Annotated in this window: 8 protein-coding genes; 2 read left to right on the top strand and 6 right to left on the bottom strand. The window is 45.9% G+C overall.

Translation table 11 applies throughout. The features are described from left to right. Window positions 1-6: 6 nt before the first annotated feature. Together murB and J7I42_RS29675 are read left to right on the top strand one after the other, a co-directional pair. The gene (gene murB / locus J7I42_RS29680) at window positions 7-1,026 is read left to right on the top strand and encodes a UDP-N-acetylmuramate dehydrogenase (RefSeq protein WP_209143130.1); all 1,020 of its coding nucleotides are present in this window, start codon (window positions 7-9) and stop codon (window positions 1,024-1,026) included. Between the two features lie 535 nt (window positions 1,027-1,561). Continuing rightward, complete coding sequence (locus J7I42_RS29675) at window positions 1,562-1,828, top strand: DUF2188 domain-containing protein (RefSeq protein ID WP_209143128.1); 267 nt, start codon at window positions 1,562-1,564, stop codon at window positions 1,826-1,828. 309 nt (window positions 1,829-2,137) lie between these two features. Here J7I42_RS29675 and J7I42_RS29670 read toward each other — a convergent pair whose 3' ends face one another. The 6 genes from J7I42_RS29670 to J7I42_RS29645 form a co-directional block, all read right to left on the bottom strand. After that, a complete protein-coding gene (locus tag J7I42_RS29670) occupies window positions 2,138-3,658 on the bottom strand; it encodes a sigma 54-interacting transcriptional regulator (RefSeq protein WP_209143126.1) in 1,521 nt (506 codons plus the stop codon). A 30-nt stretch (window positions 3,659-3,688) separates the two neighbouring features. Continuing rightward, entirely contained in the window at window positions 3,689-4,786 is a 1,098-nt protein-coding gene (locus J7I42_RS35655) for a vWA domain-containing protein (RefSeq protein WP_209143124.1), read from the bottom strand. Between the two features lie 260 nt (window positions 4,787-5,046). Next, entirely contained in the window at window positions 5,047-8,436 is a 3,390-nt protein-coding gene (locus tag J7I42_RS29660) for a glycosyltransferase family 117 protein (RefSeq protein ID WP_209143122.1), read from the bottom strand. Between the two features lie 427 nt (window positions 8,437-8,863). Beyond that, on the bottom strand, window positions 8,864-9,883 hold the full coding sequence (locus J7I42_RS29655; RefSeq protein WP_209143120.1) for a PorP/SprF family type IX secretion system membrane protein: 1,020 nt from the start codon (window positions 9,881-9,883) through the stop codon (window positions 8,864-8,866). 29 nt (window positions 9,884-9,912) lie between these two features. Beyond that, the gene (locus tag J7I42_RS29650) at window positions 9,913-13,968 is read right to left on the bottom strand and encodes a Kelch repeat-containing protein (protein ID WP_209143118.1); all 4,056 of its coding nucleotides are present in this window, start codon (window positions 13,966-13,968) and stop codon (window positions 9,913-9,915) included. Window positions 13,969-14,010: 42 nt separating this feature from the next. Continuing rightward, window positions 14,011-14,379, bottom strand: a complete 369-nt coding sequence (locus J7I42_RS29645) for a DUF4907 domain-containing protein (RefSeq protein ID WP_209143115.1) — start codon at window positions 14,377-14,379, stop codon at window positions 14,011-14,013. Window positions 14,380-14,593 lie beyond the last annotated feature (214 nt).

Below are 14,593 nucleotides of genomic sequence, written 5' to 3'. Positions count from 1 at the left end.
CTGCTGATGACGCAAATTCAACAAAATATTCCGCTCCGGCAATACAACACACTGGGTATTGACACATTAGCCAGGTACTTTGCCGCCTTTGTTTCGGTTAATGAACTAGGTGAATTGATCGAAAATAATCCCAATATGGGAATTTTGCCACTTATTTTGGGGGGTGGCAGTAATATTCTTTTTAAAAATAATATAGATGGATTGGTGTTAAAAAATGATATTCCGGGGGTGAATGTCGTAAAAGAAGACGCCGACCATGTTTATGTAAAGGCCGGGGCAGGGGAGAACTGGCATAAATTCGTACAATTTTGCCTGCAGCGAAATTGGGCGGGGGTAGAAAACCTTTCCCTGATACCCGGTTGCGTTGGTGCCAGCCCCATGCAAAATATCGGCGCCTATGGCGTTGAGATCAAAGAAGTATTTGAAGAACTGGAGGCCTTTCATCTCCGTGACAAACAAGTACAGGTGTTCAAAGCTGCTGATTGCGCTTTTGGTTACCGTGAAAGTGTGTTCAAAGGGAAATACCGCAACCAGTATGTTATATTGAATGTTACTTACCGACTGAATAAAAAGCCTGTATTCAATACCAGTTATGGTGCTATTGAACAGGAACTGGAACGTATGGGAGTGCAGGAATTAAGTATTCAGGCTGTTTCACAAGCCGTGATCAATATCCGCTCCTCAAAACTGCCCGATCCCGCGAAGATCGGGAATGCCGGCAGCTTTTTTAAAAACCCCTCTGTTGCTGCTGCGGTGTATGAAGAATTAAAAACGCAATATCCGCATATAGTTGGTTATCCCAATATCGATGGCACCATTAAACTGGCGGCAGGCTGGCTTATTGAACAAAGCGGCTGGAAAGGCTATCGCCGGGGCGATGCAGGTATACATGAAAAACAAGCACTCGTACTGGTGAATTATGGCAACGCTACCGGTCAGGATATTTATGACCTGAGCGATGACGTAATGAAAAGCGTTCACGCCAAATTTGGGGTGGAGCTGGAGCGGGAAGTAAATGTGGTGTAGTGGATAGTTGTACTGAAATATTTCGTTTGTTGATTTAGTTCTTTTGACAGATGCGCTTGTTTTTATTGTTGTGATAAATATAAGTGCGCTAAAATACCTGGCAAGTCAAAAGCGAAAGGATGCCGAAACACTTTTCCGGTTAAAACGAAATAATGGAGCTGTTTACCTGATGGGATATGCGCTTGAATTGAGCTTTAAAAAAAAGGTTTGTCAATCGTTGGGATTTAATAGTGAGTTTCCTGAGTCTGGTACAGAGTTGCACCTTTATTCGGCTCAATTAGCACGATTCAACGCCATTAACCCATCAATTTCTTTAACCCAACTTCGACAGATCAAGAATCATAATTTAGATCAATTGTTGATCTATTCTGGTGTGCATAACAGGATCCTTAATTCATATAGGAACGGGTGGCTTTTGGTAAAAAGCTGGAGCCCGGAAAATCGTTACAGAATACAGCGATTTTCAAATGCCAGGGCCATCAACTTTATGCAGGCGTCCAGGCTTATTCTTAATGAAATTGTTTAAATTCGTTATATGAAAAGTAAGAATTCCCATTCAAGATCCCCAAAGGTTAAAAAGGTACCCGCAAAAGTATCTACAATACAGTATGTTCTTCCTTTGGGTGGAAATGGTTGGTTAGTGAGAGATAATAAAGCTGCAAAGTTTACAGAAATCACTGATAATAAACGGGAAGCTGTTTCTATTGCCAGGCATATTGCCAAAAATAAAAAGATTGAACTGGTGATTTATGGTAGGGATGGCAACGAGGAAAAAAGGGAAAATTATGCTGTTGCTAACTAAAGCTGCAATATGTCTATCGTGAAAAAAATCAGAAAGAGAACGTTGTCGAGATCAAAGGGAAAATAACCATATCTACTACTCTGAAAGATTATAGCAATGATCCATATATTGTTAAAAAGGTAGAGTCTTCCAAAAAGCTAGTTGAAAAATACGGTTTACCCAAAGAGCTACTCAACAGTTAAGCTAATTGACAATAATATTAAGAAAGCACCCCGACGCATCAGGGTGCTTTTTATTTACCAATAGCATTAAATAAAAATGTCGAAGTGATTCACTTCGACATTCATTATTGAATATTCAACTTCAACATTAATTAAAGTCATCACCTTCCAGTTCATCATCCGCAAACGAAGTGGTATTACCCAGCATAGAACCCATCAGGTCCTTGAACTCGATGCGGCTTTCCAATATTTTTTTACTGATCATGGAAAAGGATGCCAGTCCGTGCAACACAAACTCCATTAACAGAGCAGCGTCTTTTTCATTGGCCTGTTTAAAATACTTTTTCACCAACGCATGTAATCCATCTACCTTATACAGTTGCTGTATCTTGTCTTCGTCTTTGGTATGAAATAACAGGTTCAGCGAATTGCCTTTATCGAACCATGAGGTGATGGAACGATAGGGGTTTTCTTCGGCTGCCTGCTGATTACGTTTTTTCTTCAGCGTTTCCGGATTTGGGAAATATTGAATGAATTGTGACCGGATGGCTTTATCAAGCAGGTTCATGGCCACCTGGTACGGTCCTTCCTGTTCGCCTTCATACACCAGTTCTATTTTTCCGGTAATAGAAGGGATCAAACCGATCATATCACTGATCCATACCTGCGTATGGTTTTCTTTATTGATCAATGCGCGGCGTTCAGCTGAGCTTACTGCATTTTCAAAAGCTGAAATGCTTAAGCGGGCCGATACCCCACTTTTTTTGTCAACCAATTCACTGGAGCGGGCCTCAAAGGAGATCTGTTCTATCAGTCGTTTTAAGAGGTCGCTTAATTGCACCTTTGCCTGCTGTTCCTTCAAAATATCGGCTTCCTGTTCAGTTATGGTAAGCGCCGTCTCGATAGTTTTAGGATAGTGTGTCAGGATCTGGCTTTCAATACGGTCCTTCAACGGCGTTACAATGGAGCCACGGTTGGTATAGTCTTCCGGATTGGCGGTGAATACAAACAGGATATCCAGTGGCATACGCAATTTGAAACCACGGATCTGTACATCGCCTTCTTCCAGAATATTGAACAGCGCCACCTGGATGCGAGCCTGCAGGTCGGGAATTTCGTTGATCACAAAAATACCGCGGTTACTGCGAGGGATAATGCCATAGTGTATCACGCGTTCATCGGCAAAGCTTAACCGCAGATTGGCCGCTTTAATGGGGTCGATGTCGCCAATAAGGTCGGCTACGCTTACGTCGGGCGTAGCGAGTTTTTCGCCATACCGTTCGCTTCGGTGGATCCAGGCGATAGGTGTTTCATCGTCATGTTGCGCAATCAGGTCCTTGGCATGGATGGAAATGGGGTTCAGCGGATCGTCATTGATCTCACTGCCTTCTATAACCGGCACATATTCATCGAGTAATTCGATCATTTGCCGGGCCATACGGGTTTTTGCCTGTCCGCGTAACCCAAGGAACAAAATGTTGTGACGCGACAACAGCGCTCTTTCTACATCCGGAATAACAGTTTCTTCATATCCTATAATGCCATTAAACGTACTTTCCTGTTTTTGTAATTTAGAAATAAGGTTCTTTCTGATCTCATCCTTTACTGACTTTGGTTGATAGCCGCTCTTCTTAAGTTCGCCCAGTGTTTTTATTTGTGGTATGCTCATATTAATAATCTGTCTGAATAATTTGATTGTCTAATAAACCGTTTTTCTTTTTCCATTTTCAAAATCACGGAATATAAAAGCCCCCAACCGGTCGAGCGAGGCAAAGAAAGCCTTGCCGCTGTTGGTTTCAGTGAACTCCTGTACAAACCGCTGCAAATACGGATCGGTAGCGATCATAAAAGTGGTAATAGGCACTTTTAATTTCTTGCATTGTGCGGCCAGGTTCAGGCAACGGTTGGTGATGCGACGGTCGAGCCCAAAACTGTTCTTATAATAGCGTTTGCCTATTTTTAAACAGGTTGGTTTGCCATCGGTGATCATAAAGATCTGTTTGTTGGGATTTTTACGTCGGCGTAAAATATCCATTGCCATTTCCAAACCAGCTACCGTATTGGTGTGGTATGGACCAACCTGCAAATAAGGAAGGTCTTTTATTTCAACTGGCCAGGCATCATTGCCGAAAACTACAATATCCAATGTGTCTTTGGGATATTTGGTAGTGATCAGTTCGCTGAGTGCCATGGCTACTTTTTTAGCTGGCGTAATGCGGTCTTCCCCATACAGGATCATCGAATGTGAAATATCGATCATCAGTACAGTAGACGTTTGTGATTTGAAATCGGTTTCGCGAATGGCCAGGTCATCTTCCTGCATATTGAAACTTTCGATGCCGTGATTGATCTGTGCATTGCGAATGCTGGTGGTGAAATCGATTTGTTCAAGCGTATCGCCAAACTGAAAGGGCCGGGTTTCGGGATTGATCTCATCGCCGCCACCGGGCTTGAATGTATGGTGATCACCGGATTTGGTCTTTTTTAATTTGCCGAAGATCTCTTCCAGCGATTTTTTGCGAATGCCCTGTTCGGTCTTGGAGGTGATCTTGATCTCGCCGCTGATCTGGTTCTCCTGGATGTAGCCTTTCTCTTTTAATTCTTCTATAAAATCGCCCATGCCATATTCGTCGTTTGTAAGCTCATATTCTTTATCAAGCTGGTTCATCCAGTCCAACGCTTCGCTCACATCGCCATTGGTATAGGTAAGCAATTGCATGAACACATCCAGCAATTGCTCAAATTTCGTTTTGCCCTGTTGATTGGGATCGAATTTGGTGAAATGATGTCCTATCACTGCTAATAATGTTTTTAAGGTACAATGAATTTGATTCTTGCGTCTACGATTCGTCGTTTCCGCCTGCTATTGTTGCGGCGGGCACGTAGGACTAACCCAATTTAAGCATTAAAATTCATTCATTGACGTATGTAATTTTTGTTAACACTACAACAAAGTATGGCAGCAATTGTTGCAATACCCCTTAAAACAAAGCGTGCCACGGTTTGAAACCGCGGCACGCATAAATTTTTGATATATATCTGTTTATCCGAACCTTTCTACGGCTTTGTTGTATCAACCGCTTCGGGAGACTTCAAGTCAGCAGGGGCATTTTCAACGCCGTTCTTACCGGCTCCGCCACCAAATTGTTTTTCCCAATCAGCCATTTGCATCAGCATTTGATAAGAAGATACAATGTCCTGTGCAAAGGGTACCTGCTTGTCTGACACGGTGCCTTTATTGTTTAAATAAGCGGCGGCACTCATGGCCATGGTTTCGTTGTTAGAAGCCTCATCACCCAATGAGCGATAATACTTCATTTGTTGTTCCAGGTCAGTTTTAGCTGACTTGGCTACCTTTCTTGCCAGTTCCAGATCGCCACTGCGGTAGGCTGCATACAGATAAGTCATGGTAACCCGGTTATGGAAGTTGCCACGGTTTGATGTCATACCGTAAGGAACATTGCTTTCCAACACAGCGTTATCATATTTACGTAATTCCTTGCGGGCTGAATCTTTTTTATTGGCATCAACCAGTGCCATTCCGAGGAATGCATGCGCCTGACGAATGCTGTTTATGTGACGGCGATTTTCTTCATCGAAGTAAACTTTTGGTTTGGCGGCATTGCCATATCCAAATTTCTCCGTGAGGTTTTTATATGACACATCCAGTTCCACACTGGTGCCTTCAACAGGTACCAGGCGATAGGAGAGACCTTCCATACGAACATATTTTTCCAGTCCCAGGTCTTCCAGCTCCTGTGTAGAAGTGAAGTAAATAGGACGTTTCCATTTATTACCTGCAATAATGGCCAGTACAGCCAGGTCGTTCTTTTGCAGATAGCTGCGTTTAATATCCAATTTCAGTTCGCTTACCACACTGTCGCCGGGGTTCAGTGGCATGTTCTTTTTGATCGCTTCCACGTCAACAGGCACGCTTACTTTGCTTACCGGTATAATATTGCCCAGGTCTTCATCATTGAACTGAACGGTGTTTTTAGGATCGTCGCTGGCGGTAACATTTTTCAGGATCTCGTACAGGTCGTAGTACTTGTTTTGATCATAACCCGACATCAACTGGGCGTTCACGCGGCTCAGGTAAGATGGAGTGAATACTACGTTCCGTTTGTCTCCTTCAATTTGTTGCGGAGTAAAGATCACGTCGGTAGGAGCGCTTTCATTTACTTTATAACGCAGCTCATTGATGTACCAGTCGGTACCCAACAGGCTGTAGTTGATCACGCGCAGATCGGGGCGGATCTTTTCTACTTCCTGGGAATACCAGAGCGGATAGGTGTCGTTATCACCAAAGGAAATGAGGATGCCATCTTTGGCACAGCTTTCCAGGTAATCTTTACCAATATCGCGGGCCAGTGTTTTCTTGCTACGGTCATGGTCATCCCATTCCTGTGAAGCCATTAACACGGGTACAGCCAGTAAGCACAATCCCAGTGCTGCGTAGTCAACCATGTCGCCTTTCAGGTAGCGGCTCAGTTGTTCTCTTACCCAAATAACTCCTAAACCTATCCAAACAGCAAATGCATAGAAGGAGCCTACATATGCGTAGTCACGTTCACGCGGTTGCTGACCCGACTGGTTCAGGTAGACCACAATGGCCAAACCTGTAAAGAAGAATAACAGGAAGTTGATGAGCCAGTCGCGTTTGGTGCGGTTCAACTGGAAGAAGAAACCGAGAGCACCTAATATAACCGGCAGGAAGAATAATTTATTGTTGGCTTTGTTCGCAGAACCGGCTGTATCAGGCAGTTCATCAGGCGTACTGTGGCCAAAAATTTTATCTATAAAATTGATACCGCTGTTCCAGTTACCGTCACGACGGTTGCCAAAGCCCTGCAGGTCATTTTGTTTACCGGCAAAATTCCACATGAAATAACGCCAGTACATCCAGCGGAACTGGTAGTTCATGAAGTAAACAATATTGTTCGCGAAAGTGGGCTGTTCATCGCCGCTGAGGCGGCCAAAATCGCGGTAAACATATTCCTGGTTACGCTCATTGCCATTGTCCCACATACGAGGGAAAATGTGCGGGCCGATCTTGTCAACATTCCAATCAGGGTGCTGTTGGGCCAAACCGGCTTTGTCTTCTTCACTTGGTGCTGCACTAAAATCCTGTTTGCGGGTTTTACCGGCAGCAACGTATTTGTCTTTTCCGTCTTCTGAACCTTTTACATACAGGTCGCCGGTGGTAACAAATGGCGAGCGGTAGGTAAAGTCAGGACCATACATAATTGGCCAGTCGCCATATTGTTCACGGCTCAGGTAACCAACCAAACTCACGGGGTTGTCAACATTGTACATATCTACCGATGGGTTGGCTGAAGAGCGAACCAGGGTAGTGAAGTAAGTTGAATAACCCAATATAAGGAAGATGGCAGACCAAAGCCCGATCTTCAAAAAGGAAATGATATTTTGTTTTACATAATAGCAAACACCAACCAACGCTCCCAATCCCAGGAGCAGTAAGATCAAGGTTCCGCCACCATGAATAAAGGGGAAACAGAATAATAGCACGATGGCCGATAACCAAACAGGGAATAGGGTGAACTTTTGAATTTGTGTGTCGGTGAACAGCAGACCCAGGACCAACAGGGCACTGAGCAGCAGGAAATAAGTGCCAAATCCAACAAAGAAGGGGGTACCCAGATTATTCACAAAGAATTTGTCGAATTCACCGGCACCTTTGATTGACCATTGGATAATAGCCACCTGTACCAGTCCGGTGATCGCGCAACCTATGAAAAAGGCAGCTACGGTTCCCCAACGGGTAACTTTATAACGTTTGAAGTAATAAACCATTACAATGGCGGGGATGGTCAACAGGTTCAACAGGTGAACCCCGATTGACAGACCCATCATATAAAATATAAATATCAACCAGCGGTCGGCCTGGGAGAATTTATGACCGTCGAGTTTACTTTCCGTGTCAACCTGGTGTTCCCATTTCAGGATGGCCCAGAAAACCACGGCGGTGAACAGGGACGATAAGGCATAAACCTCACCTTCCACTGCACTGTACCAGAAAGAATCGGAGAATGTATAGGCCAGGGCACCTACAGCACCGGCACCCATGATGGTGATCAGTTGCTGTTTGGTTAAGTCGATCCCATCTTTCTTTACCATTTTGCGGGCAAAATGGGTGATCGTCCAGAACAGGAACAAGATGGTGAATCCACTGGCGATGGCATTCATGAAATTTACGCCGAGTGCGGCATTGGTAGGATTGTCGCCAAAAAGAACGATGAAAAAGCGGCCCAGCAGGATAAAGAGCGGGGCACCAGGGGGGTGGGGGACCTGAAGTTTATAGGCACTGCTGATAAATTCACCGCAGTCCCAGAAACTGCCAGTTGGTTCCATAGTGAGCACGTATACGCTACAAGCAATCAGGCACACGACCCAACCCACTATGTTGTTCACTCGGTTAAAATTCATAAAGTGTTGGTTTAAAAGAATGGGCAAATATATGGTCTTAGTTTTAAGTTTCTAACTCAAAGTTTTTGTTAACTATTAGATTGTTTGGGGGTTAGAGGAGAAAAGGAACCGGCTGTTACCCGTTTCGGATGGGAGATTGCCGGAATTGTTAGGTAAAATGGTGGCAGGGATCCAGATAATTATATAAACCGTTCTAAATCAACGATGAAATGATAGCGAAAGGCGTCTCCAAAATAAGAGGCGCCTTCTGTTATGGAAATGCGGCACAAGCGGACGCCTGCACCAGGTAGCATAGAATTAATTAAAATCATTGAATAACATGCCGTACCGGTCCAGCAATGGTTCTATGTTTTGGTTTTTTGTAAGACCCAACCCAATGGACGGAACTTCCTCCGGGTTCATAGGGGCTAAAGATAATTTTATTCCCTTACCAATTTACCCGTGGGTTTACCCGGTCGTCGAACTTGAAGATCTGAAAGGCCAGCATGATCTCGTGTGAGCCATTGCTGAACTGTTTCAGGGGTGATAGCGTGTAATCGTATGCGTACGATACGTTGAAATTTCGGGCAACGTGCAACCCCACCATGCCCGAAATGGCATCCTGGTAACGGTAGGAGGCGCCTACCCAAAAGGTATTGGCTACCATACATTTGGCGTTGATGTCCCAACCGGTAGGGTTGGCAAAATCGCTGCGTAACAGACCCGAAACCAACAACTGCGTATTGTCGTATTCATTCAGCATGATATTGTACCCGCCGCTCAGAATGTATTGTCTTTTATAGGTAGACAGTGAATTTTTCGTATTGATAAATTTTGACGGAATGATCTGTTGAGCAGAAGCGCCCGCGAAAAAGCGGCCGCTGTATAACATAATACCCATATTTAAATCGGGCGACCATTTGGTACCGAAATCGTTCAACACGGCCGGGTCAAGCGGCTGATCGGGGTAAATGTTTTTGGATGGATCGTAACGCAATTGCTGAAAACCGGCCGACAATCCCGCTGAAAGCGCTATCTCATCAGACAATGGCAGGTGCCAGGCGTATGATAGATCAAGGCAATTGCTAACATAAGGACCGATCTTGTCCTGGTATGCTACCATGCCGATACCATGATGCCGTTCAACGGGCAATAGCTTAAAGAAGTTTTCGCGATCGTCTTCTTCCGGCAGCGATTGAGGCGGGGCCTGCTCTACCGAATAACCCAATGGGAGGTTAGCGGAAACCCAGGTAGTGACCGGAGCACCGGAAATGCCGTTCCACTGGCGGCGATGGCCAATGCGGATGTCGGCATAGTTTTCCAAACCCGTCATGGCCGGGTTCGATAAAAAATAGTTCAGCACGTATTGTGTGGTTTGCGGTCGGCTTTGTGCGCTGGTTGGCAACCAGCCCGCGATCAACAGCCCCAGTCCCGTTACGGCTTTTATATAGTTGTTTAAACGAAACATATTTCTCGGTTTAAGTTAGTAGTGGTTGTTTATTTTAACAGGTTGATCCAGCCATTTACAGGTTGATTGCCATCTTTCAGGTCGAGCACATAGTAATATACGCCCGCCGGCAGTTCATGACCACCACTGGTGCCATCCCATTTCAGGCCTGGTCCTTTTGCTTCAAACACTTTGTTGCCATTGCGGTTAAAGATCTGTACTACCGCATTGGGGTATTGGTCAAGGGCCTTCACTGTCCAGTAATCATTAATACCATCGTGGTTGGGAGAGAACGTGTTGGGCACCTGGTTCAGATCGATCACCTGCACCGTGATTGTAAATTCCTTCTCGCAACCCTGGGCAGTAGTAACGTTTACCGCATAAGTGCCCGATTGGGTAACCCTCGCTACCGGTGTACGATCACCGGTGCTCCAGGCATAAGTACCATTGGCGCTGGAAGGCGCTGTTAACTGAAAATAGTGTGTGTTGCCCGATGATACGGGACCATATGAGGAAATAGCGCCTGTAGGGAATGGGTTCACGGTTACAGCTGTTGCATTGCTCACCGGGGAGGTACAACCGTTGTTGTCTGTAATGCGAACGGTATAGGTGCCACTTTTGTTTATTGTAATATCGGCTGCACGACTGCCTGTTGACCATTGGTAGGTTGCTGCGGCGCCAGTAGACAACGTTACACTGTTGCCATCACAGAATGACAATGGACCTGAGGCGTGGATGACTGGTTGTGCCGGCAGCGGGTTTACAGTTACCACGGCGCCATTACTGATGGGGGACTGACAACCATTGGCATCCGTGATCTGTAAGGTATAGCTGCCTGCCTGGGTAATGGCAATTTGTTTGGCGGTGCTACCGGTAGACCAGTTATAACTGGTGGCCGCCGGGCTGCTTAAAGTAACATTGCCGCCCTGGCAGAAGGTAGTAGCGCCACTGGCCATGATCACTGGCTGTGCCGGCAATGGATTTACAGTAACAACTACCGCATTACTTACCGGGGATGTACAACCGTTCCCGTCTGTTATCTGCAATGTATAGGAACCAGCTGTTGTTGCATTTATAGATTGAGTGTTTGCTGTATTTGACCAGATATATCCTGCTGCTGACGGGCTTGACAGTGTTACCGAACCACCCTGACAGAATGTTGTATTGCTGCCCGGAGTTATGACCGGTTGGGCGGGTAGGGGATTTACCGTAACCACCGTTGCATCACTGAGCGGCGATATACAGCCATTGCCGTCGGTCACTTTCAGGGTATAAGAACCTGATGAAGTTATAGGGGTACTTTGTGTTGTACCGCCATTTGACCAGGCATTACCGGTAAGTGATGAACTATTCAGCGTTACCGAACCGCCAATACAGAAGGTGGTGGCGCTGCCAGGTGTAATGACCGGTTTGGCCGGCAGTGGGTTTACGGTAAGGACAGCGGCCGTACTTGTTTCGGTTCCGCAGGTACCGGTAACCACACATTGGAACTGACCAGTGCCCAATCCATTTACATTGGCAACACTCAGCGCATTGGTGGTAGTGCCGTTGTAGAGACTACCGTCATTGATATTGCTGCCATTGAGTTGCCATTGGTAAGTTATATTGGTGCCCGAAGCATTTACTGAAAAGTTGGTAGCGGCGGCATCACAGATTGTAACAGGTTGCGGAACTGCACCGATCACTGTTTTGGGTTGAACGGTAACATGTACCGGGCTGGCAGCAGCCGAACAGCCATTGTCGTTACTCACCTGCACACTGTAATCACCGGTTTGGGTGATCTTTATATAACGGGTGGTTTCCCCGGTTGACCATTGGTAATTATAGGGCATTTCGTATTGCCATACATCTACATTGCCACGGGGGCTTGAGTTTTGTGCCCCTGTTGAAATATAAGCATGTTGACCAATTACCATGGCAACGGTAGCGTACCGGCCGTTGGGAATATCGGTCATGCGTGTCCAGCTAAGTGTAGCAGGGTCCAGTTGCCAGAGGTCACTTAAAATAGGACCATGATTTCCCATACCCACATAGGCTTTATGACCATCGGTAAAACCAATGCCACCGCCGCGGGGTCCACCGGGAAAGTCGGGTAATATTGTCCAGGAATCTGTAGTGGGGTCGTATTGTAAACAGTCTGCGGTTTGTGGGTTGGCGGGGTCGGTGCGGGTGGAGTTACCAGTGATCAGGTAGCCCTTTCCGTTAAGCGCAAAAGCTGGTGCAAAGGTCATACTAAACGGCATGTCGTTTTTGCGCGTCCAGGTATCATTTACCAGGTCGTATTCATATACTGCAGTACCGCCATTAATGCCACCGGGAACGATGATCTTATCGTTTAACAAAAAGCCCTGTACTACACCCGTGGCATTGCCAGGACTGGTGGCTTTTTTAGTCCATGCGTTGTAAGTGGGGTTATACATATACATGGCTTTGTCTCCACTGCCCAATACCCATCCTTTGCCATGCCACGAAATGGCCGGCGCCCACTGTATAGCCATAGGCATATCAGCCTGTTGAGCCCAGGTATCTGTTGCCGGATCATATTTCCAGAACTGGTATGCATTGGGGCTGCCTCCACAATAATAACCAGTGGAACCTATAGTAAAACCCGAAGCGTAATAAGTAGAGCCTCCGGGAAAATCGCCTTTCTGTGTCCAAACATCACCACCTGCAAATAAGGTATCCGGGGTGCCTTCGCAGAAGGTGGTACCCGCCGCTGATACCCTAATGGGAGTGGTACTAAAAGTGGCTGCGGTTACCGTAAGCGGAGCGGTAGTAATGGCACAACCTTCAATATCATTTATAGTGGCACTGTAGTTGCCGGGTGTATTTACCGTGTATGATAATTGGGTTGAACCATCGGGCCATAGTACGGTATTATTTGGATGGTATTCGTATAGCTGTTTGTTGTTGGCTGACCCAAAACCTACAATAGCTTTATCGTGCAGACCAAAACTTGCCGGGCCCCATTGGGCAGAACCGGGGAAATTCGCTTTTTGTGTCCAAGTGTCGTTGTAAAACTCCCACAATTCATTTGTGCTTCCGCCGGTGGTCCTGTATCCGCATACTATATACGCATGGTTCTGGATGGTGAATGCAGATGAGGTACGACGGGGCGATGCGGGTAATGCTGCCTGCGCAGACCACGTTGTAGTAGACGGGTCATATTTCCAGCAGTCATTGGCATTGCTTGTTCCATTTAACCATCCGGTAGCCACATAGCCTGAACCGTTGATAGTAAATCCCACTGCTTCTCTTCGTGCAGTGCCTGGGAAATTGGGAATAGACGACCAGGTATCCGAGAAAGTATTATACATCCAAAAGGTCGATGGATAAGTGCCTGAACTATAGCCGAGCCCCACATAGCCAAATCCTCTTGCTGCAAAGCCGGTAGCCGCGGTCGTTGCCCCGCCAGGGTAGTTAGCCTTTATTGCCCAAATATTGGTAAAGGGATCGTATTCATACCAATCGCTCAAAATGGTAGCACCTCTGTTGCCCAATCCTGCATACCCTTTTTGGTTAATGGAAAAACCTGTGGCAAATACACGTCCGCCGCCTGGTACATCAGCTTTTTGTGACCAGGTTTCAGTAGCTTCATCATATTCCCAAAAGTCGCTCAGGAAAGTGCCACTAGTAGTACCCGTTCCAACATAGCCTTTTGAACCAATGCTAAAGGCAATGCCTTCTGTACGGGCAGATGCTGCGAGTAAGTCAGGCTTTCTTGTCCAGCTATTGCCGGTGTCGGCGTATAGCGTGAGGCTTTGACCGGAACACAATACTGGTGTATCGGCAGGAATAACGGGTGGAACCGTTTTTTCTTTTATCACTACCGGGTCAGATGTTTGCGAACAACCGCTGCCATCGGTAGCAGTGAGTGTATATGTTCCGGCGCCAACTGTTATAAAATTGGCGTCGCCTGCACCGTTCGACCAGGAATAGGTTAGAGAAGGATTCCGTTTAAAGATCAATGTGGTACTGCCACCGCCAGGGCATGTGGTGGCGGCCCTGCTGATAACAACGGGTTTTTCACATTGCGCGCCTGCTTGTTGCAAAAACAATAGTAGTGTAATGCATAGGGCAAACAGGAAAGAGTAAAACTTTTTCATGCGGTTATGGGGAATGTTGATGTTAATAGGGATTAAAGCATGTTATAAAACATGCAGTTGCTTCAGTTCTTCGGTTGAAACAGTTGGTGGAAAAATGTTTTTCTGTAGTTTGCTTACTACCAGACCGGCCACCTTGCCGGCGGCAGCTGCAGTAGTAAAACCATTACTGCCAGGCTGACCAGGAATGGTTTCCTGGTGGATCATTTTTTTAGCGCCTGAGTAGATGTCATAACCGAAACTATTGTTGGTTAGTTTGATAACCTGATAAGAATACTTTTGACCCTCAGGGGTGCTGTCGACGTTAGCAGGCGGTACAGAAGCATAAAGGGCCGCCGGTTTGGGAAGGATCTTGCTGGCCGAAACGGCATAAAATAGACCAACGCATATAACCAGGGTAACCAATTTTTTCATGGGGTTAAATTGACAATTACAGGGTACTGATCTACAGTAATTAATAGATGCTCATAAAACCAGTGCAAGATAATTAGAGAAATGGCATATATGTACGCAAAGTATGTGAATTGCCGGTAGGTGTAGGCCAAGGGGCTTAATTTGTATGTAAAAAAATCAAGATTTAAACATTAATTAAGCCGTTGGTTTACTGTTCAACCCTGAAATAGCCTTG

It is taken from the genome of Niastella soli (genome assembly GCF_017742245.1).
GTDB lineage: Bacteria > Bacteroidota > Bacteroidia > Chitinophagales > Chitinophagaceae > Niastella > Niastella soli.
The sequence above is the reverse complement of the archived record's forward strand: the minus strand, read 5'-3'. Positions and strand labels throughout refer to the sequence as shown.

Excerpts from the sequence above, each read along its gene's own strand:
- murB (WP_209143130.1), top strand. The coding sequence starts at position 7 with ATGACGCAAATTCAACAAAATATTCCGCTCCGGCAATACAACACACTG.
- J7I42_RS29675 (WP_209143128.1), top strand. The coding sequence starts at position 1,562 with ATGAAAAGTAAGAATTCCCATTCAAGATCCCCAAAGGTTAAAAAGGTA.
- J7I42_RS29670 (WP_209143126.1), bottom strand. The coding sequence starts at position 3,658 with ATGAGCATACCACAAATAAAAACACTGGGCGAACTTAAGAAGAGCGGC.
- J7I42_RS29660 (WP_209143122.1), bottom strand. The coding sequence starts at position 8,436 with ATGAATTTTAACCGAGTGAACAACATAGTGGGTTGGGTCGTGTGCCTG.
- J7I42_RS29655 (WP_209143120.1), bottom strand. The coding sequence starts at position 9,883 with ATGTTTCGTTTAAACAACTATATAAAAGCCGTAACGGGACTGGGGCTG.
- J7I42_RS29650 (WP_209143118.1), bottom strand. The coding sequence starts at position 13,968 with ATGAAAAAGTTTTACTCTTTCCTGTTTGCCCTATGCATTACACTACTA.
- J7I42_RS29645 (WP_209143115.1), bottom strand. The coding sequence starts at position 14,379 with ATGAAAAAATTGGTTACCCTGGTTATATGCGTTGGTCTATTTTATGCC.